Origin of the sequence: Streptomyces sp. WELS2, from assembly GCF_013870595.1 — a bacterium.
Lineage (GTDB): Bacteria > Actinomycetota > Actinomycetes > Streptomycetales > Streptomycetaceae > Streptomyces.
Genome location: NZ_JACBWZ010000045.1, coordinates 1 through 19,069 on the forward strand (window position 1 = coordinate 1; position 19,069 = coordinate 19,069).

Below are 19,069 nucleotides of genomic sequence, written 5' to 3' on the forward strand. Positions count from 1 at the left end.
CGCACCACGCAGCCGAGCGCGGACCGCACCTCGGCCTCGTGGTCGCGGACGCCGAGGGCGGCGAGCGGCGGCAATCGCCGGGGAGGTGGCCGGGGCAGTTCGAAGGACATCCGGGAGCGGCGGCGGGCGGTGACCTCGGCGGGTGTGCCCGAGGCGGCGGTCCGGGACTCGTGCAGGACGGCGAGCCGGTCGGCCAGGTCCTCGGTCTCCCGGAGGCAGTGCGTGGTGAGCGGCACGGTGGTGTCCTGGTCGCGCAGTTCGCGTTACCAGCGCCCAGGTGTCCCGGCGGCCCCCGGCGTCGGGACCGGTGGTCGGAGCCCGGTCCAGGCCTGCACCCCGGCCTCCGGCCGGGTCCCGGTGGTGCAGCCGGCCCACATCCGGGCGGTCTCCGCGACGGCCGGTTCGGCCGGGGAGCCGCCTTCCTGGAGCATCTCGCCGGTGCGGCGAGCCCCTCCGGCAGTTCGGCCGTCGAGGTCTTTCCGGCGCCGTTGGTGCCCAGCGGGCGAAGATCTCCCCGCGCGCCACGGAGAAGCTGATTCGACGTCACCGCCGCGCACGACAAATGTCAGCACCGGACCGGAGCACGAAAAGACCCCGGTCCAGTGGACCGGGGTCTCATTCCCGAGCGGACGACGAGGCTCGAACTCGCGACCTCAACCTTGGCAAGGTTGCGCTCTACCAACTGAGCTACGTCCGCATTGCTCCCGATCGGCTCTCACCGAGCGGTGCGAGCACCAGCCTACCTGATCCACCACGGTGGTCGTGTCGGCGGTGCAGAGCGGGTGACAGGAATCGCACACTGCGCCTTCCCCCTGGAAGGGGGATGTTCTGCTACTGAACTACACCCGCGTGTCCTCGGGATCCGGCCTGTCGGCCTCGCCCCTCGGCGTGTCCCAGACATTAGCCGATCATCGGGGGGGTAGCGCAAGTCGGCTCCCTCCCGGTCCCGTATGTCCCAAGTGCACGGCTCCCAGGGCCCGCTGACGGACCCTGGGTGCCACCCCTTCGCGGGCTCACTGCGCGGCGGTGAACGCCTCGTAGACCTTCTTCGGGATGCGTCCCCGGGCCGGGACGTCCATCTTGTTGGCCTGGGCCCAGGCGCGGACGGCCGCCGGGTCGGGGGCGACCTCCGTCTGCTTGTACGCCTTGCCGGACCGCGACCGCTTGCGGCCGGCCTCGACGTAGGGCGCGAGCGCCTTGCGCAGTTTCTTGGCGTTGGTTTCGTTCAGGTCGATCTCATACGACTTGCCGTCGAGTCCGAAGGCGATCGTTTCCGCCGCTTCCGAGCCGTCGATGTCGTCAAAGAGAGTGACCACGACCTTTTGCGCCACGAATATCGGTCCCTTCGTGCGGCACGTCGTTACAGCTCAACGCCGATGACGTGCCGAGTATCGGCTATTGCCAATTCATTTGTACAGTGCCCGGCAATGAAATGTGAAGCCCGACTAAATCCGTCCGCGTGTCCGGGCGCAATAGGGGCGGGCGGGCGGACTGTGGAACTTTCCCAGAACTTTTCGCGGGTGCACGGCTTCGACACCCGATCGTGATGCGCCTCACGTACTTTCCTCCAACTCTACCCGCGTAGAAATTTTGTGCGGGTAGTCTGAAGGGACCTGCTCAGCACCACACACCGGGAGTGCCAGTGGCACGCGTCGTAGTCGACGTCATGCTCAAGCCGGAGATCCTCGACCCCCAGGGCCAGGCGGTCCAGCGTGCGCTGCCCCGCCTGGGATTCGAAGGGATCTCGGACGTACGTCAGGGAAAGCGTTTCGAACTGGAAGTTGACGGGCCGGTCGACGAGGCCGCCCTCGCCCGCATCCGCGATCTTGCGGAATCCTTCCTCGCCAACACCGTGATCGAGGACTTCACGGTCCGGGTCGACGAAGTCGCGGAGGCGGCCAAGTGACCGCTCGTATTGGCGTCGTCACTTTCCCGGGCAGCCTGGACGACCGGGACACCCAGCGCGCGATCCGCCTCGCGGGCGCCGAACCGGTCGCCCTGTGGCACAAGGACAAGGACCTCAAGCAGGTCGACGCCGTGGTCCTGCCCGGCGGCTTCTCCTACGGCGACTACCTGCGGGCCGGGGCCATCTCCCGGTTCTCGCCGGTGATGGACACCGTGATCGAGCAGGCGAAGGCCGGGCTGCCGGTCCTCGGCATCTGCAACGGCTTCCAGGTCCTCACCGAGGCCCACCTCCTCCCGGGCGCGATGCTCGGCAACGACCACCTCCACTTCATCTGCCGCGACCAGAAGCTGCGGGTGGAGAACGCGGAGACGGCCTGGACCGGCGACTACCGCGCCGGACAGGAGATCCACATCCCGCTGAAGAACATGGACGGCCGGTACGTCGCCGACGAGTACACGCTCGACAAGCTGGAGGCGGAGGGCCGGGTCGTCTTCCGTTACCTGGACTTCAATCCGAACGGCTCGCTGCGGGACATCGCCGGCATCACCAACGAGGCCGGGAACGTCGTCGGCCTCATGCCGCACCCCGAGCACGCCGTCGAGCCGCTGATCGGTACCGGCCGTACCGACGGGCTCCCGTTCTTCACCTCGATCCTCAAGAAGCTGGTCAACGCATGAGCCGGACGCCTCTGGACACGGTCGAGCACGCGGCCGCGACCCCCGACGTCGAGCTGCCCTGGGCCGAACTCGGCCTGAAGAAGGACGAGTACGAGCGGGTGGTGGAGATCCTCGGCCGCCGCCCGACCGGCGCCGAACTCGCCATGTACTCGGTCATGTGGTCCGAGCACTGCTCGTACAAGTCCTCCAAGGTCCACCTGCGCCAGTTCGGCGAGAAGGCGCCGCGGAGCGACGCGCTGCTCGTCGGCATCGGCGAGAACGCGGGCGTGGTCGACGTCGGCCAGGGCTACGCCGTGACCTTCAAGGTCGAGTCGCACAACCACCCCTCGTACGTCGAGCCCTACCAGGGCGCGGCCACCGGTGTCGGCGGCATCGTCCGCGACATCATCGCGATGGGCGCCCGCCCGGTCGCGGTCGTGGACCCGCTGCGCTTCGGCGCCGCCGACCACCCCGACACCAAGCGCGTCCTGCCGGGCGTGGTCGCGGGCATCGGCGGCTACGGCAACTGCCTGGGCCTTCCCAACATCGGCGGCGAGGTCGTCTTCGACGCCTGCTACCAGGGCAACCCGCTGGTCAACGCCGGTGCCATCGGTGTGATGCGGCACGAGGACATCCACCTCGCCAAGGCCTCCGGCGCGGGCAACAAGGTCATCCTCTACGGCGCCCGGACCGGCGGCGACGGCATCGGCGGCGCGTCGATCCTGGCCTCCGAGACCTTCGACGACGCCAAGCCCTCCAAGCGCCCCGCCGTCCAGGTCGGCGACCCCTTCCAGGAGAAGCTCCTCATCGAGTGCACCCTGGAGGCGTTCAAGGAGAAGCTGGTCGTCGGCATCCAGGACCTCGGCGCGGCCGGCCTGTCCTGCGCGACGAGCGAGCTGGCGTCCAACGGCTCCGGCGGCATGCGCGTGACGCTGGACGACGTACCGCTGCGCGACTCGACCCTGTCTCCCGAGGAAATCCTCATGAGCGAGTCGCAGGAGCGCATGTGCGCGGTCGTGGAGCCGGAGAAGGTCGACCGCTTCCTCCGGATCTGCGAGAAGTGGGACGTCATCGCCACCGTCATCGGTGAGGTGACCGACGGCGACCGGCTGGAGATCTTCTGGCACGGCGAGAAGATCGTGGACGTCGACCCGCGCACGGTCGCGCACGACGGCCCGGTCTACGAGCGCCCGTACGCCCGCCCCGACTGGCAGGACGCCCTCCAGGCGGACGACGCGAACAAGCTGGCCCGCCCGGAGACGAGCGAGGAGCTGAAGGACCAGGTCCTGAAGCTGGTGGCGTCCCCGAACCAGGCCTCCAAGAAGTGGATCACGTCCCAGTACGACCACTTCGTGCAGGGCAACACCGTCCTCGCCCAGCCCGAGGACTCCGGCATGATCCGCGTCGACGAGGAGACCGGCCTCGGCGTCGCGATCGCCACGGACGGCAACGGCCGGTACGCCAAGCTCGACCCGTACACGGGCGCGCAGCTGGCCCTCGCCGAGGCCTACCGGAACGTGGCCACCACGGGTGCCAAGCCGCTGGCCGTCTCCGACTGCCTGAACTTCGGCTCGCCCGAGGACCCCGCGGTGATGTGGCAGTTCGCGGAGGCCGTGCGCGGTCTCGCCGACGGCTGTCAGCAGCTCGGCACGCCCGTGACCGGCGGCAACGTCTCGCTCTACAACCAGACGGGCGAGGCGGCGATCCACCCGACCCCGGTCGTGGCCGTCCTCGGCGTGATCGACGACGTGGCCCGCCGCACCCCGGTCGCCTTCCAGGAGGAGGGCCAGCTGATCTACCTCCTGGGCGACACCCGCGAGGAGTTCGGCGGCTCGGCCTGGTCCCAGGTGATCCACGACCACCTCGGCGGTCTGCCCCCGGCGGTGGACCTGGAGCGGGAGCGGCTGCTGGCCGAGATCCTGATCTCCGCCTCCCGCGACGGCATGATCGACTCCGCGCACGACCTGTCCGACGGCGGTCTGATCCAGGCGGTCGTGGAGTCCGCGCTGCTCGGCGGCATCGGCGCCCGCCTGGTCGTCCCCGACGGCCTGGACGCCTTCACCTTCCTCCTGTCGGAGTCGGCCGGCCGCGCCATCGTCGCCGTCCCGCGCTCGGAGGAGATCCGCTTCACCGACATGTGCGGCGCGCGGGGCCTGCCGGCCACCCGCATCGGCGTGGTGGACGGTGACTCGGTGGAGATCCAGGGCGAGTTCTCCCTCACCCTCGAGGAACTCCGCAAGGCCCACGAGGAGACGATCCCGGCGCTGCTGGCGTAAGCGGCCGTATGCCGAACGGGTCCCGCCCGGACCAGCGCGTCCGAGCGGGACCCTTGGCTCAGCGCACGTAGTTCTTCAGAATCTCGGTGTCCAGCTCGATGCCCATCGGGCCGGGCAGGGCCACCTTCTCGCCGACCTTCGCGGTGTGGACGTCGCGGTAGCCACCGATCTGCCGGTCCGGCCCGCTGTGCACGGTGAGCGTGCGGGAGTCCCGGTCGATCAGGAGGTAGAGCGGCCACCTTCTTGACCCCGATCCGTCCGTTGACGAACTCCAACGTGACGGTCTCGGGAGCGGCGGAGGCGATCGCTTCGAACTCCCGCACCGACATCTGAGACGTGCGCTCGGCCATAACCGTCATGTTGCACCCCCTTCCAGGCGCAGGCCAGTGTTGTCCGGTCCCGGCGTCGCCGAGGCGGGTCCCGACACCGACCATCCGCACGAGTGATCGACGGCAGAGACCCGCATAGGCTCGGCTCATGCCAACAGCCAGGAAGCGTCTGCGTAGTTACGACCCCGCCAAGACCCGGGCCGCCGTGTTCGCCCAGCTCGGCAATGTGCGGGAGGCCATGCGGGGGCTGGACGAGGAGCGGCTCGGGCTGCCCACCAGGCTCGGGGAGTGGACCGTGCGGGAGCTGGTCGCGCACATCGGCATGGCCGTCACCGCCGTGCTGCGGGGCGCCGCCCGGCCGGCGCCGCCGAAGCAGGACGTCCGGTTGACCGACTGGACCTTCGCCACGGCCGGCAACTCCGCCGCCATCGACGACTTCACGCGCCGACTCGCCGTGGAGCGCCCCGATCTCGACGCCTACCTCGCCGAGGCCGAGGACGGCCTGCGCGCCCTGCTGGCCGAGCACCCCGCCGGCCGGCTGCTGGAGACCAGCGTGGGAGCCATGCCGCTGGACGACTACCTCGTCACCCGGACCGTCGAACTCGTCGTCCACACCGACGATCTGAACGCCGCCGTCCCGGACCTCGCCGTGCCGTACGACCGGCAGGCGCTGGCCACCGCCACCCGGCTGCTCGCCGACGCGCTGGCCGTGAAGGCGCCCGGCGGCTCCACCGAGGTGCGCGTGCCGCCGTACGCCGTCGTGCAGTGCGTGGAAGGGCCCCGGCACACCCGCGGCACCCCGCCCAACGTCGTGGAGACCGACCCGCTGACCTGGGTCCGGCTCGCCACCGGCCGCCTGTCCTGGGCGGACGCCGTGGCCGGGGCACAGGTCGGTGCCAGCGGGGAACGGGCCGACCTCGGGGGACTGCTGCCGCTGCTCGGATAGCGGAACCGGCGGCCCCCCGGGTGCGTCGAAACGGTATGAAACGGCACAAGCAGTGGCTCGGTGCGGCGGCGATCCCCCTGGTGGTGGCCTGTGCCGCCGGGAAGGCGGACAGTGGTGCCATGGGCGCGAGCGAACCGGTGACCGGGGTGGAGTGGCGGGTCGAACGGGTCACCGTCGGCGGTGAGGACCTGCCCGCTCCCGCCGCCGGCTCCCCGCACCTGCGGATCGGTACCGACGGCAGCGCGGCCGGGAACCTCGGCTGCAACCGGTTCAGCGCCCGTGCCGGCGTGCACGGGGACCGCGTCACCTTCGGGGCGCTGCGCACCACCAAGATGGCCTGTTCCCCGGACCGGATGAGCTTCGAGCGGGCGCTCGCCAGGGCGCTCGACGGCCAGACGCTCACCGGCGCGGCCGAGCACGGCAGGCTCGTCCTCACCACCGGTCACGGCGACCGCGTGCACCTCACCCGCGGTGCTCCCGAATGATGTGCGACACCTCACTCATCGCGGCGGCGAATCGTTAGGAATCACCTGACAGCGACCGGACCCGGAATCCCGCCGGCTCGTCGGTAAATGCCCAGTGACCTGCGAAAACGCGAAAACCACCAAGGTGATCGGGGTGACCCGGCCGGTCGAGGGCACGTATCCCCAATTCGGACCAGTGGACGACCTCGCCTACACTCGGTGGCGTGCCACGTGGTGACGGTCGACTCAATCACGATCTGCTTCCCGGCGAAAAAGGCCCCCAGGACGCTTGCGGCGTCTTCGGCGTCTGGGCTCCCGGTGAAGAGGTCGCAAAGCTCACGTACTTCGGGCTCTACGCCCTCCAGCACCGGGGTCAGGAATCCGCGGGAATCGCGGTCAGCAACGGCTCCCAGATCCTCGTCTTCAAGGACATGGGCCTGGTCTCCCAGGTCTTCGACGAAACCTCGCTCGGTTCGCTCCAGGGTCACATCGCGGTCGGTCACGCCCGCTACTCGACCACCGGTGCCTCCGTGTGGGAGAACGCCCAGCCGACGTTCCGCGCCACCGCGCACGGTTCCATCGCGCTCGGCCACAACGGCAACCTGGTCAACACGGCGCAGCTCGCCGAGATGGTCGCCGCCCTGCCCAACGACAACAACAGCCGCTCCACCCGGGTCGCGGCGACCAACGACACCGACCTGCTGACGGCCCTGCTGGCCGCCCAGGTCGACGAGGACGGCAAGCCGCTCACCGTCGAGGAGGCCGCCCACGCGGTGCTCCCGAAGACGCGCGGTGCCTTCTCGCTCGTCTTCATGGACGAGCACACCCTCTACGCCGCCCGTGACCCGCAGGGCATCCGCCCGCTGGTCCTCGGCCGCCTGGAGCGCGGCTGGGTGGTCGCCTCCGAGACCGCCGCCCTGGACATCACCGGTGCCAGCTTCGTGCGCGAGATCGAGCCGGGCGAGTTCGTCGCCATCGACGAGAACGGTCTGCGCAGCTCCCGATTCGCGGAAGCGAAGCCCAAGGGCTGTGTCTTCGAGTACGTGTACCTGGCCCGCCCGGACACCGACATCGCCGGGCGCAACGTGTACCTCTCCCGTGTGGAGATGGGCCGCCGGCTGGCCAAGGAGGCCCCGGTCGAGGCCGACCTGGTCATAGCGACCCCGGAATCGGGCACCCCGGCCGCCATCGGCTACGCGGAGGCCTCCGGCATCCCCTTCGGCGCCGGCCTGGTCAAGAACGCCTACGTCGGCCGGACCTTCATCCAGCCCTCGCAGACCATCCGCCAGCTGGGCATCCGGCTGAAGCTGAACCCGCTGAAGGAAGTCATCAAGGGCAAGCGCCTGGTCGTCGTGGACGACTCGATCGTGCGCGGCAACACCCAGCGCGCCCTGGTCCGCATGCTCCGCGAGGCGGGCGCCGCCGAGGTGCACATCCGGATCTCCTCGCCGCCCGTGAAGTGGCCCTGCTTCTTCGGCATCGACTTCGCCACTCGCGCGGAGCTGATCGCCAACGGCATGAGCATCGACGAGATCGGCACCAGCCTCGGCGCCGACTCCCTCGCCTACATCTCCCTCGACGGCATGATCGAGGCGACCACGATCGCCAAGCCGAACCTGTGCCGCGCCTGCTTCGACGGCGAGTACCCGATGGAGCTGCCGGACCCCGAGCTGCTCGGCAAGCAGCTGCTGGAGACCGAGCTGGCCGCCGGTCCCGCCGCCACGGCCGCGGCCGACGCGATCCGCCGCCCGTAACACCCCCCGCAGTACGACACGAAAGCTCTCACAGCCATGTCTGAGACAACTGGTGCCAGCTACGCAGCGGCGGGCGTCGACATCGAGGCGGGCGACCGCGCCGTCGAGCTCATGAAGGAGTGGGTGAAGAAGACCCGGCGCCCCGAGGTGCTGGGTGGTCTCGGCGGCTTCGCCGGGCTCTTCGACGCCTCCGCCCTCAAGCGCTACGAACGCCCCCTGCTGGCCTCCGCCACGGACGGCGTCGGCACGAAGGTCGACATCGCCCGCCGCATGGGCGTCTACGACACCATCGGCCACGACCTGGTCGCCATGGTCATGGACGACATCGTGGTGTGCGGCGCCGAGCCGCTGTTCATGACCGACTACATCTGCGTCGGCAAGGTCCACCCCGAGCGGGTCGCGGCCATCGTCAAGGGCATCGCGGAGGGCTGTGTGCTGGCCGGCTGCGCCCTGGTGGGCGGTGAGACGGCCGAACACCCGGGTCTGCTGGGCGAGGACGACTTCGACGTCGCCGGGGCCGGTACGGGCGTCGTGGAGGCCGACCGGCTGCTGGGCGCCGATCGCATCCGCACGGGCGACGCGGTGATCGCCATGGCGTCCTCCGGGCTTCACTCGAACGGGTACTCCCTGGTCCGTCACGTCCTGCTGGAACGCGCCGGGCTGTCCCTGGAGGCGGAGATCGCGGAGCTGGGCCGCAGCCTCGGCGAGGAGCTGCTGGAGCCGACGAAGATCTACTCGCTGGACTGCCTGGCCCTCACCCGCACCGCCGAGGTGCACGCCTTCAGCCACATCACCGGCGGCGGGCTCGCGGCGAACCTGGCCCGGGTGATCCCGGACGGTCTGCACGCGGTGGTCGACCGCTCCACCTGGACCCCGGGCGCGATCTTCGACCTGGTCGGGAAGACCGGCAGCGTCGAGCGCCTGGAGCTGGAGAAGACCCTCAACATGGGCGTCGGCATGATGGCGATCGTCCCGCAGGAGTCGGCCGAGGTGGCCCTCGCGACCCTGGCCGACCGCGGGGTCGACGCCTGGGTGGCCGGCGAGATCACCGAGCGCGGCGAGAAGACGACGGGCGCCGAACTGGTCGGCGACTACGTGTAAGACCGGAACGCGGGGCCCCGGCCCCGCGTCGGCAGTGCGAAGCCGGCTGACGGCAGCACAAAACCCGGTCCGGTGCTACGGCCCCGGACCGGGAAAGTGCGGTGAAGCCCGCTGCAAGCGTTACGCGCCGCGACGGTGCTGCTGAGGACTGTCGTCCTCGTCGTCGTCGTCCTCATAGAGGTCGGCGTACTTTGCATACAGGTCGTCGTCGTGCTCATCGTCCTCGAAACGGTCGCCGTTCGGCGACTGGTTCGACGTCGATGCGCCCAGCTCCTCGGCCAGGCGTGAGAGGTCCGTCCCACCGCTGTTGTACTTCAGCTGGCGGGCGACCTTCGTCTGCTTGGCCTTGGCCCGGCCGCGCCCCATGGCTCGACCCCCTCAACGACGGGGCTCGACGGCCCCAGAGTCTGACACGCGTTCATGATCTGGAACGGACTCTCCATGGAGAGGCCGGTCCGTAGGGCTTCCACGGTACCTGAGCCCGCGCCCATACGGTACGTCGCCCGCAGCACGCGCGTCTGCCCAGGACCTTCGAGGCGCCCCGTCCTCGCTGGTCAGTGGCGATTTTAACCACTTATCGGGGAACGACCCGCCGGGGGAAGTGAGAGTTCTCTCGAAGTTCCCGCCGACGGGTACCGCTCATTTGTGCGAAACGCTAGCGCGCGGTGCGGTCCGCGCGGGCGTCGGCCATCCGCTGCTCGGCGATCCGGTCGGCCGCCGCGGCCGGCGGAATCCCGTCTTCCTTCGCACGTGCAAATATGGCCAGCGTGGTGTCGAAGATCTTCGACGCCTTCGCCTTGCACCGGTCGAAGTCGAACCCGTGCAGTTCGTCGGCCACCTGGATGACCCCGCCGGCGTTCACCACGTAGTCCGGCGCGTAGAGGATCCCGCGGTCGGCGAGGTCCTTCTCCACGCCCGGGTGGGCGAGCTGGTTGTTGGCCGCGCCGCACACCACCTCGGCGGTGAGCACCGGCACGGTGAGGTCGTTCAGGGCGCCGCCGAGCGCGCAGGGCGCGTAGACGTCGAGGCCCTCGACCCGGATCAGCGCCTCGGTGTCGGCGACCGCCGTCACGCCCTCGGGGTGCTGGTCGAGGATCCGCCGGACGGCGTCGGCGCGCACGTCGGTGATCACGACCTCGGCGCCCTCGTCGCGCAGGTGGCGCACCAGGTGGTGGCCGACCTTGCCGACGCCGGCGATGCCGACCTTGCGGCCGCGCAGCGAGGGGTCGCCCCACAGGTGCTGTGCCGAGGCGCGCATGCCCTGGTAGACACCGAAGGCGGTGAGCACCGAGGAGTCGCCGGCCCCGCCGTTCTCGGGGGAGCGGCCGGTGGTCCAGCGGCACTCGCGGGCCACGACGTCCATGTCCGCGACGTAGGTGCCGACGTCGCAGGCGGTGACGTAGCGCCCGCCGAGGGAGGCGACCATGCGCCCGTAGGCGCGCAGCAGGTCCTCGGTCTTGTCCCGCTCCGGGTCACCGATGATCACGGCCTTGCCGCCGCCGTGGTCCAGACCGGCCATGGCGTTCTTGTACGACATCCCGCGCGCGAGGTTCAGGGCGTCGGCGACGGCCTCGGCCTCGGTGGCGTACGGGTAGAAGCGCGTGCCGCCGAGGGCGGGGCCCAGGGCGGTGGAGTGGATGGCGATCACGGCCTTGAGGCCGCTGGCGCGGTCCTGGCAGAGCACGACCTGCTCATGGCCGCCCTGGTCGGAGTGGAACAGGGTGTGCAGGACATCGGCAGGCGCGCCGGTTACGTCGGTCACTGTGGTGACTCCTGTGTACTAGCGGCGAGTGGGGTCGGTCCCCGTACGGGTGGCGGGGAGCCGTGGCATGAGCGTAGAGCCTCGGCCCCGTCACCATCCGCTCAGTGTTCAGGATCACTCTCCCGGGCCCGCCGCGCACGCATGTCCGTGGCACGATTTGCAGTGGTTTCGAGCCGGACCCGATGGGGAGGGAGCAGGCGTGCCCAAGGTGTCCTCCGTGGTCGTCCCCTATGCCGCGTACCTGCGTGTGTACGAGCCGCTGGGCGCCTTCCCGGAGCCGGAGCGCGGCCACTGGACGCGCTACGCCCGCCGCCCCGACCGTCCCTCCTATCAGGACGAACTGCGCCGCTCCCTGGCCGACTTGGTGGCCACCCCGCCGATCGCGGTGCCGGTGCACGAGAGCGGTGACGCCTTCGTGCTGGAGGTCGACGGGGTCGTCTGCGTGTGCCCCTGGCGGACCCGGCTGCGCGGCTGGCAGGCCCTGGACGGGCTCGCGGAGGAGCTGCCCCCGCCGGTGCTCGACGCGGTGCTGCCGCCGGTCGTGCGCAGGCAGGCGGCCCAGGACTACGAGCGCTGGCTCGCCCGCAACCCCGACGCGCGCCCGTGGATCCGCACGGCGACCTGGCAGGTGCCGCTGAACTGGTTCGTGCTGGTCTCGGACGAGGAGCGGCGGTACGACAAGGGGACCGCCGAGGTTCCCCCGGTGCTGCGCTACCGCACGCCGATGGTGCAGGCCCGGCGCCGGGTGGCGCGGGCCCTGCGCACCCTGCGGGACACCGTGGAGGAGGGGCCGCTGGTCGACGGAGTGGTGGACGTCGGCCGCTGGCTGGAGGAGTTCCACCCGCGCTCGCTGGTGGAGCTGGACTACGGCGGGCTGGTGCACGTGCTGCCCGCGGGCGAGCTGGAGGACGACCACTCGGCGGCGGACGTGGCGGCCGGCATCGAGGCGCTGCGCCGGGGTGACGGGGTGGCCGCCGGGGAGGCGTACGGGCGGCTGGTGGAGCGCTGGCGGGCGGTCAGGGACCGGCGTTCCGCGAACTGAGTGGCGTGCGTCACAGTCAAACAGGCATCGGAAGACGTACGTTCTACCTCGCTTGACCACCTGACGGGACGTTGGACTCGATCTGGACTTTTGTCCCAAGGGTGATGGACCGCACTTACAAGGCCCTTGCCCTGGATGCCATCCCTCGTGTCAAAATAGGACAAGGAGTCCGGGGAGGGCTCCGTCCGTCCAACTATGCTCCACTATGGCCGGAATCTCAGCATTGCACGCTTTGGGGGGTCCGGTGACTCCTGAACGCCACTGTGACTGATCGTCACAGTGGAGTGACTGTCCGCTATGGCATGGTCCATCGGCTTCCGTCGCTGATGAACACCTGGGAGGGCAATTCCATCGGTTTGGCCGACGCGGCTGGACAGATGGTGTAGTTGTAGTGCCGAGGACAAGCCGTTCGTCCTATAACCGACTCGACTCGCGTCCGCCATTTCGGGCAACGCGGGTCAAGGTGCAGAATTTAGAGGAAAGAACCGAGAAGGTTCGGTTCTCCCGAGGAGGCCGCTCATGACCGCTCGCACCCCTGATGCCGAGCCGCTGCTGACCCCCGCTGAGGTCGCCACCATGTTCCGCGTCGACCCCAAGACGGTCACGCGGTGGGCGAAGGCCGGCAAGCTCACGTCCATCCGCACGCTGGGTGGACACCGCCGCTACCGCGAGGCGGAGGTCCGGGCGCTGCTGGCGGGCATCCCGCAGCAGCGCAGCGAGGCCTGAACAACCGCATAACCGGGCAAGGCGGACGGTCCCCCAACCGTCCGGGGCGCCCGAAACCCTAGCTCCAAGCGACGCGGGTCCTGCCCCAACAGGGCCCACGCCCAAGCCGAAGCGAACGCCGTAGGCATACGGCACAGGGTGCGTCGTGGATCGCGCTGGACTCCGCCGGGTCCAGCGCGATCTTTTTTGTGCGCGGGCCGGGGGCGGGGACGGCGCCCGTGCGCGTCCTTGTCGGACTCTGGGGAGGCCTGTCGGAACGGCTGCGCGCGAGATCGGGGCCGAGTGCAATTGCACATATTAAATTGACCCGTTGTAGGGAGGGGGTAAGTTCCCCTGTTTCCCGAACTCGTGCGGTGACTCCCGTCACACGACGGGATGCTTGATGCCCGTGGCCCGCATGGGTTAAAGGGGAGCGGAGGGTCCAGAGTCCCACGCCCGTACGGGTGTTGGGGCCGGCGGGGTCACGCGCGGCGGCGGCCCTCGCCCTCGGCGGTCTCCCGCTCGCCCTCCCGGCCCCGCGGGCCGGCGGCCATCGCCAGCCGCAGCAGGTGGTGGCAGACGGGACAGTGGCGGGTGAGGTGCCGGTAGGACGAGGCGGCCGACAGGTGGGCTCTCAGGAGTGCCCGCGTCTCGTGCCTGACCGACGCCGCCATACGCCACCTCCGGGGGCCGCACAGGAGGAACGGGCCCTGCTCCCTGGGTACCGGCGCGGAGAGACGCCGTCAAGGCCGCGCGCCGACACGGCAAAAGCGAAAGGGCCCCCTCTCGGGGGCCCTTCTTCACGCGGTCCTGACGGGATTTGCCGTGTCTGATCGCGGCTTCGCCGCGGGCGCGGCCTCCGCCCTGGGGTGGCGCGGGATACGAGTGAGGCCCGCTGTCCCTTGCGGGAAGCGGGCCTCGGACTCTTTCACTGCGGTCCTGACGGGATTTGAACCCGCGGCCTCCACCTTGACAGGGTGGCGAGCACTCCAAACTGCTCCACAGGACCTTGCTCGCGGCGCTTGTTCGTGCGTTGCGCTGCGAGAAGGACTGTACAGGAGGGTGAGGCTTCCGGTCGAACTCACCCTCCGTGCCCGGGTGGCTACGGCGCCGCCGCGTCGATCGCCTTCACGATCCGCTTGTCCGAGACGGGGTACGCCGTGCCCAGCGCGTGGGCGAAATAGCTGACCCGCAGCTCCTCGATCATCCAGCGGATGTCCAGCACCTGCTGCGGCACCGGGCGGCCCTTGGGCAGCTGTTCCAGCAGCCAGGCGTACTCGTCCTGCATCTCGTGCACCTTCTCCATGCGCGTGGTGTCCCGCTGCACGTTCGTCGGCATCTGCTGCAGGCGCCGGTCGGCGGCCACCAGATAGCGCATCAGGTCGGGCAGGCGCCGTATACCCGCCCAGGTGACGAAGCCGGGCTTCACGAGGGCGTCCAGCTGCTTGCGCACGTCCGTCAGGTTGGCGAGCAGCGCGGGGCTGCGTACGGCCTTCAGGCGCCGTTCACAGGCCTGCCAGGCGGCCAGCACCTGCTGCACCTGGGCGACCGTACGGACCGTGGTGTCCACGATCTCCGCGCGCACCTTGTCGTACAGCTTCCGGTACGACTCCTCGTCCCACGCCGGACCGCCGAAGTCCGCGATCAGCTTGTCCGCCGCGGCCATCGCGCAGTCGTCGAACAGGGCCTGGACGGAACCGTGCGGATTCGCGGACAGGGCCAGCTTCTGCTGGTTCGTCAGCTTGTCGGACGCGAACTTCGCCGGGTTCACCGGGATGTTGCGCAGGATCAGCCGGCGGGTGCCCTTCCACATGGCCTCCGCCTGCTCCGCCTCGGTGTCGAAGAGCCGGACCGAGACCGTGTCGCCGTCGTCCACCAGCGCCGGGTAGGCCCGCACCGGCTGTCCGGCCCGGCGGGTCTCGAAGACGCGGTCGAGGGTGCCGATCGTCCAGTCGGTGAGGCCCTTGCGCTCCAGGGACTCGCCGCCCTCGCGGGACGCGGTCGCCGCGGCGGCCTGGGACAGGGCCTTGCGCGCCTTCGGCTTCAGCCGGAGCTTCAGCGCCTCGAGGTCCTTGTCCTCGGCGAGCTTGCGGCGCCGCTCGTCGACGATCCGGAACGTGATCTTCAGATGGTCGGGGACCTTCGACCAGTCGAAGTCCTCCGCCTCGAAGGGCACGCCGACCATCCGCTTCAGCTCGCGGGCCATGGTGACGGTCAGCGGCTCCTGGAGGGGCACCGCCCGCTCCAGGAAGGCCTTGGCGTAGTTCGGCGCCGGTACGTAGTTGCGGCGGACCGGCTTGGGCAGCGAGCGGATCAGCTCCGTCACCACCTCCTCGCGCAGGCCCGGGATCTGCCAGTCGAAGCCCTCGTCCGTGACCTGGTTGAGCACCTGGAGCGGGATGTGCACCGTCACGCCGTCGGCGTCCGCGCCCGGCTCGAACTGGTAGGTGACCTTGAACTTCAGGTTGCCCTGGCGCCAGGTGTCCGGGTAGTCGGCCTTGGTGACCGCCTCCGCCGACTCCCGGATGAGCATCTCCCGCTCGAAGTCCAGGAAGTCGGGCTGTTCCTGCCGCTTGCGCTTCCACCAGGAGTCGAAGTGCGCGCCGGACACGACGTGTTCGGGCACCCGCTGGTCGTAGAAGTCGAAGAGTGTGTCGTCGTCGACCACGATGTCCCGGCGCCGGGCGCGGTGCTCCAGCTCCTCGACCTCGCTGAGCAGCTTGCGGTTGTCGGCGAAGAACTTGTGGTGCGTGCGCCAGTCGCCCTCCACCAGCGCGTTGCGGATGAACAGTTCGCGGGAGACCTCGGGGTCGATCCGGCCGTAGTTCACCTTCCGCTGGGCGACGATCGGTACGCCGTACAGCGTGACCTTCTCGTACGCCATCACGGCCGCCTGGTCCTTCTCCCAGTGCGGTTCGCTGTACGTCCGCTTCAGCAGGTGGCCGGCCAGGGGTTCGACCCACTCGGGCTCGATCTTCGCGTTGACCCGGGCCCAGAGCCTGGACGTCTCCACCAGCTCGGCGGACATCACGAACCTGGGCTGCTTCCGGAACAGCGCCGAGCCCGGGAAGATCGCGAACTTGGCGTTGCGGGCGCCCAGGTACTCGTTCTTGTTGCCGTCCTTGACGTCCTTCATCCCGATGTGGGACAGCAGGCCGGCCAGGAGGGAGACGTGGACCCGGTCGGCCGGGGCGTCGTCCTCGTCGAGGTGGATGCCCATCTGCTTGGCGACCGTGCGCAGCTGCGTGTAGATGTCCTGCCATTCGCGGATGCGCAGGAAGTTCAGATACTCCTGCTTGCACATCCGGCGGAAGGAGCTGGAGCCGCGCTCCTTCTGCTGTTCGCGGATGTAACGCCACAGGTTCAGATAGGCGAGGAAATCGCTGGTCTCGTCCTTGAAGCGGGCGTGCTGCTGGTCGGCCTGGGCCTGCTTGTCCGCCGGGCGCTCACGCGGGTCCTGGATGGACAGCGCGGCGGCGATCACCATGACCTCGCGGACGCAGCCGTTCTTGTCCGCCTCCAGGACCATCCGGGCCAGCCGGGGGTCGACCGGCAGCTGGGCCAGCTTGCGGCCGGTGTCCGTGAGCCGCTTGCGGGGGTCCTTCTGGGCCGGGTCCAGCGCGCCGAGCTCCTGGAGCAGCTGTACACCGTCGCGGATGTTGCGGTGGTCCGGCGGGTCGATGAAGGGGAACTTCTCGATGTCGCCGAGACCGGCCGCGGTCATCTGGAGGATGACGGAGGCGAGGTTGGTCCGCAGGATCTCCGCGTCCGTGAACTCCGGGCGGGCGAGGAAGTCCTCCTCGGAGTACAGCCGGATGCAGATGCCGTCGGACGTACGGCCGCAGCGGCCCTTGCGCTGGTTGGCGCTGGCCTGGCTGACCGGCTCGATGGGCAGCCGCTGGACCTTGGTGCGGTGGCTGTAGCGGCTGATGCGGGCGAAGCCGGGGTCGATGACGTACTTGATGCCCGGGACGGTGAGGGAGGTCTCGGCGACGTTGGTGGCGAGAACGATCCTGCGCCCGGTGTGCTGCTGGAAGACGCGGTGCTGTTCGGCGTGGGACAGCCGGGCGTACAGCGGCAGGACCTCGGTGAACCTGTACTTCTTCTTCTCCAGCGCGTCCGCCGTGTCCCGGATCTCCCGCTCGCCGGAGAGGAAGACCAGGATGTCGCCCGGTCCCTCGGCCATCAGCTCCTCGACGGCGTCGGTGATGGCGGTGATCTGGTCCCGGTCGGCGTCCTCGGACTCCTCCTCCAGCAGCGGCCGGTAGCGCACCTCCACCGGGTACGTCCGCCCGCTCACCTCGATGATCGGGGCGTCGCCGAAGTGCCGGGAGAAGCGCTCGGGGTCGATGGTCGCCGAGGTGATGACGACCTTCAGGTCCGGGCGCTTGGGCAGCAGCTGGGCCAGGTAGCCCAGCAGGAAGTCGATGTTGAGGGACCGTTCGTGGGCCTCGTCGATGATGATCGTGTCGTAGGCGCGCAGCTCGCGGTCGGTCTGGATCTCGGCGAGCAGGATGCCGTCCGTCATCAGCTTGATGAAGGTGGCGTCCGGGTTCACCTGGTCGGTGAAGCGGACCTTCCAGCCGACGGCCTCGCCGAGCGGGGTCCTCAGCTCCTCCGCGACCCGCTCGGCGACCGTCCGGGCGGCGATCCGGCGCGGCTGGGTGTGCCCGATCATGCCGCGCACGCCCCGGCCCAGCTCCATGCAGATCTTGGGGATCTGCGTGGTCTTGCCGGAGCCGGTCTCACCGGCCACGATCACGACCTGGTGGTCGCGGATGGCGTCCGCGATCGCGTCCTTCTTCTGGCTGACCGGCAGCTGCTCGGGGTAGGTGACGGCCGGCACGCGCGCGCGGCGCTCGGCCATCCGCTGTGCGGCGCGGTCGATCTCGGTCTCGATCTCGGCGAGTACGGCGGCGCGGGCCTCCGGCTTGCGGATCTTGCGCGCGCCCTCCAGCCGCCGCCCGAGCCGGTGCGCGTCGCGCAGCGACAACTCGGTCAGACGGGGGGCGAGGGTGCCGAGGGCGGGGGCAGGATGCGTAGACATACGCGATCCAGGATCTCACCCGGGGCGAAAAACACGCGAACGATTTCACCGCGGGCGCTGTGCGGTCCGGGTCATCGGGAGGCACCTCCCACGACGGGATGCCAAAGTAACCGTTATGCCCGATTCGCAACGCTGGGCGGCATTCCGGGAGTCCCCCTTCCTCCCCGCCACGGTCCTCGTGTTCATCCTCGCCGCCGCGGCCGGCCTCTTCGCCGGTTCGTACACGTACGCCATGGCCAACCCGACCCCGCGCGGCATCCCCACGGCGGTCACCGGACACTACGGCGAACCGGCCGCCCGGCGGTTCATCGACGGCATGGAGGAGGCGCTGGACGCCTCGATGCGGCTGCACCCGTACGCCAGCCGGGAGGAGGCGGTACGGGCCGTGGACGAGCAGCGGGTGTTCGCGGTGCTGGACGCGCCCGCCGGCGGCCGGACGATCACCCTGGACGTGTCCGGGGCATCCGGCGCGACGGTCGCCCAGGTGCTCGGGCAGGCGGCGCAGCGGGTCGGCAAGGCGACCGGGACCACCGTGGCGGTCCGTGACCTCAAGCCGCTGCAGCCGGGCGACCCGCGAGGACTGGCCATCTTCTACATCACCCTGGCCGCCGTGATCATCGGCTTCGTCGGCGCCATCCAGCTCAGCGTGCACGCGCGGGAGCTGAACCCGCTGGAACGGATCGCCTACACCGTCGCCTACTCGGTGCTGGGCGGCTTCACGATCGCCGCGGTGGTCGACTGGTGGCTGGGCGCGGTACGGCTGCCGTTCGTCGAGTCGTGGGCCATCCTCGCCTACACGATGTTCACCTCCGGCATGGTGTTCACGATGTTCAACACCCTGTTCGGCCGGTGGGCCATGCTGCCCACCTGGGGCCTGATGGTGCTGCTGGGCAACCCGTCGTCCGGCGGTGCCGTCTCCTGGCCGCTGCTGCCGTCCCTGCTCGGCACGATCGGCCGCTGGCTGCCGCCCGGCGCCTCGGTGAACGCCCAGCACACCGCCGTGTACTTCCGGGGCCACCAGCACGCGTTCCCGTTCCTGGTGCTGGCGGGCTGGGCGGCGGTCTCCTGCGCGGTGTTCCTG

General features: G+C 69.9%; 15 protein-coding genes, 3 tRNA genes and 2 pseudogenes. 10 read left to right on the plus strand and 10 right to left on the minus strand.

All coding sequences use genetic code 11. The features are described from left to right. The 4 genes and pseudogenes from H5J33_RS05020 to H5J33_RS05035 all read right to left on the minus strand — a co-directional run. Positions 1 to 537: pseudogene (locus H5J33_RS05020) on the minus strand (ABC transporter ATP-binding protein); the annotation flags it as partial. A gap of 87 nt (positions 538 to 624) precedes the next feature. Continuing rightward, positions 625 to 697 (minus strand) — tRNA-Gly (locus H5J33_RS05025). Between the two features lie 80 nt (positions 698 to 777). Then, positions 778 to 849: transfer RNA gene (locus H5J33_RS05030), tRNA-Gly, on the minus strand. Between the two features lie 164 nt (positions 850 to 1,013). Further along, complete coding sequence (locus H5J33_RS05035) at positions 1,014 to 1,331, minus strand: Lsr2 family protein (RefSeq protein ID WP_030619653.1); 318 nt, start codon at positions 1,329 to 1,331, stop codon at positions 1,014 to 1,016. Positions 1,332 to 1,642: 311 nt separating this feature from the next. On the opposite strand from H5J33_RS05035, the gene purS reads away from it, so the two are divergent. Genes purS through purL form a run of 3 tightly spaced genes read left to right on the plus strand, consistent with a single transcriptional unit; the run spans position 1,643 to position 4,838 of the window. After that, positions 1,643 to 1,906 (plus strand): phosphoribosylformylglycinamidine synthase subunit PurS, encoded by a 264-nt coding sequence (gene purS / locus H5J33_RS05040; protein ID WP_014673609.1) that lies wholly within the window; start codon positions 1,643 to 1,645, stop codon positions 1,904 to 1,906. Next, positions 1,903 to 2,583, plus strand: a complete 681-nt coding sequence (purQ, locus tag H5J33_RS05045) for a phosphoribosylformylglycinamidine synthase subunit PurQ (RefSeq protein ID WP_181793572.1) — start codon at positions 1,903 to 1,905, stop codon at positions 2,581 to 2,583. Before purS ends, purQ begins: the two co-directional genes overlap by 4 nt. Continuing rightward, positions 2,580 to 4,838 (plus strand): phosphoribosylformylglycinamidine synthase subunit PurL, encoded by a 2,259-nt coding sequence (purL, locus tag H5J33_RS05050; protein WP_181793573.1) that lies wholly within the window; start codon positions 2,580 to 2,582, stop codon positions 4,836 to 4,838. The genes purQ and purL overlap by 4 nt, the downstream gene beginning before the upstream one ends. A 58-nt stretch (positions 4,839 to 4,896) precedes the next feature. Here purL and H5J33_RS05055 read toward each other — a convergent pair. Beyond that, a pseudogene (locus tag H5J33_RS05055) lies at positions 4,897 to 5,197 on the minus strand (hypothetical protein). 118 nt (positions 5,198 to 5,315) lie between these two features. Between H5J33_RS05055 and H5J33_RS05060 the strand changes: the two are divergent. From H5J33_RS05060 to purM, 4 genes are all read left to right on the plus strand, one after another. Then, on the plus strand, positions 5,316 to 6,113 hold the full coding sequence (locus H5J33_RS05060; protein WP_181793574.1) for a maleylpyruvate isomerase family mycothiol-dependent enzyme: 798 nt from the start codon (positions 5,316 to 5,318) through the stop codon (positions 6,111 to 6,113). 35 nt (positions 6,114 to 6,148) lie between these two features. Next, positions 6,149 to 6,598: an META domain-containing protein gene (locus tag H5J33_RS05065; RefSeq protein ID WP_181793575.1), complete on the plus strand. Its 450-nt coding sequence runs from the start codon at positions 6,149 to 6,151 to the stop codon at positions 6,596 to 6,598. A 203-nt stretch (positions 6,599 to 6,801) separates the two neighbouring features. Then, on the plus strand, positions 6,802 to 8,331 hold the full coding sequence (purF, locus tag H5J33_RS05070; protein WP_181793576.1) for an amidophosphoribosyltransferase: 1,530 nt from the start codon (positions 6,802 to 6,804) through the stop codon (positions 8,329 to 8,331). A gap of 36 nt (positions 8,332 to 8,367) precedes the next feature. Beyond that, entirely contained in the window at positions 8,368 to 9,432 is a 1,065-nt protein-coding gene (gene purM / locus H5J33_RS05075) for a phosphoribosylformylglycinamidine cyclo-ligase (protein WP_181793577.1), read from the plus strand. 120 nt (positions 9,433 to 9,552) lie between these two features. Here the strand turns inward: purM and H5J33_RS05080 are convergent, their stop codons facing one another. Together H5J33_RS05080 and H5J33_RS05085 are read right to left on the minus strand one after the other, a co-directional pair. After that, positions 9,553 to 9,798 (minus strand): DUF3073 domain-containing protein, encoded by a 246-nt coding sequence (locus tag H5J33_RS05080; protein ID WP_181793578.1) that lies wholly within the window; start codon positions 9,796 to 9,798, stop codon positions 9,553 to 9,555. Between the two features lie 289 nt (positions 9,799 to 10,087). Then, complete coding sequence (locus tag H5J33_RS05085) at positions 10,088 to 11,194, minus strand: Glu/Leu/Phe/Val dehydrogenase dimerization domain-containing protein (RefSeq protein ID WP_181793579.1); 1,107 nt, start codon at positions 11,192 to 11,194, stop codon at positions 10,088 to 10,090. Between the two features lie 199 nt (positions 11,195 to 11,393). On the opposite strand from H5J33_RS05085, the gene H5J33_RS05090 reads away from it, so the two are divergent. After that, positions 11,394 to 12,236, plus strand: a complete 843-nt coding sequence (locus H5J33_RS05090; protein WP_181793580.1) for a hypothetical protein — start codon at positions 11,394 to 11,396, stop codon at positions 12,234 to 12,236. Between the two features lie 519 nt (positions 12,237 to 12,755). Further along, positions 12,756 to 12,962 carry a developmental transcriptional regulator BldC gene (gene bldC, locus H5J33_RS05095; protein WP_003949541.1) on the plus strand — a complete coding sequence of 69 codons (207 nt, stop codon included), beginning with the start codon at positions 12,756 to 12,758 and terminating at the stop codon, positions 12,960 to 12,962. A 461-nt stretch (positions 12,963 to 13,423) separates the two neighbouring features. Here the strand turns inward: bldC and H5J33_RS05100 are convergent, their stop codons facing one another. From H5J33_RS05100 to hrpA, 3 genes are all read right to left on the minus strand, one after another. Continuing rightward, positions 13,424 to 13,615, minus strand: coding sequence for a DUF6274 family protein (locus H5J33_RS05100; RefSeq protein WP_181793581.1), 192 nt, complete (start codon positions 13,613 to 13,615; stop codon positions 13,424 to 13,426). A gap of 260 nt (positions 13,616 to 13,875) precedes the next feature. Continuing rightward, positions 13,876 to 13,950: transfer RNA gene (locus tag H5J33_RS05105), tRNA-Asp, on the minus strand. Between the two features lie 93 nt (positions 13,951 to 14,043). Beyond that, complete coding sequence (gene hrpA / locus H5J33_RS05110; protein WP_181793582.1) at positions 14,044 to 17,988, minus strand: ATP-dependent RNA helicase HrpA; 3,945 nt, start codon at positions 17,986 to 17,988, stop codon at positions 14,044 to 14,046. Positions 17,989 to 18,103: 115 nt separating this feature from the next. Here hrpA and H5J33_RS05115 point away from each other — a divergent pair. Next, positions 18,104 to 19,069 (plus strand): ABC transporter permease (locus H5J33_RS05115; RefSeq protein WP_181793583.1); only part of this gene is annotated, 966 nt, incomplete at its 3' end.

Excerpts from the sequence above, each read along its gene's own strand:
- purL (WP_181793573.1), top strand. The coding sequence starts at position 2,580 with ATGAGCCGGACGCCTCTGGACACGGTCGAGCACGCGGCCGCGACCCCC.
- H5J33_RS05060 (WP_181793574.1), top strand. The coding sequence starts at position 5,316 with ATGCCAACAGCCAGGAAGCGTCTGCGTAGTTACGACCCCGCCAAGACC.
- H5J33_RS05065 (WP_181793575.1), top strand. The coding sequence starts at position 6,149 with ATGAAACGGCACAAGCAGTGGCTCGGTGCGGCGGCGATCCCCCTGGTG.
- purM (WP_181793577.1), top strand. The coding sequence starts at position 8,368 with ATGTCTGAGACAACTGGTGCCAGCTACGCAGCGGCGGGCGTCGACATC.
- H5J33_RS05080 (WP_181793578.1), bottom strand. The coding sequence starts at position 9,798 with ATGGGGCGCGGCCGGGCCAAGGCCAAGCAGACGAAGGTCGCCCGCCAG.
- bldC (WP_003949541.1), top strand. The coding sequence starts at position 12,756 with ATGACCGCTCGCACCCCTGATGCCGAGCCGCTGCTGACCCCCGCTGAG.
- H5J33_RS05100 (WP_181793581.1), bottom strand. The coding sequence starts at position 13,615 with ATGGCGGCGTCGGTCAGGCACGAGACGCGGGCACTCCTGAGAGCCCAC.
- hrpA (WP_181793582.1), bottom strand. The coding sequence starts at position 17,988 with ATGTCTACGCATCCTGCCCCCGCCCTCGGCACCCTCGCCCCCCGTCTG.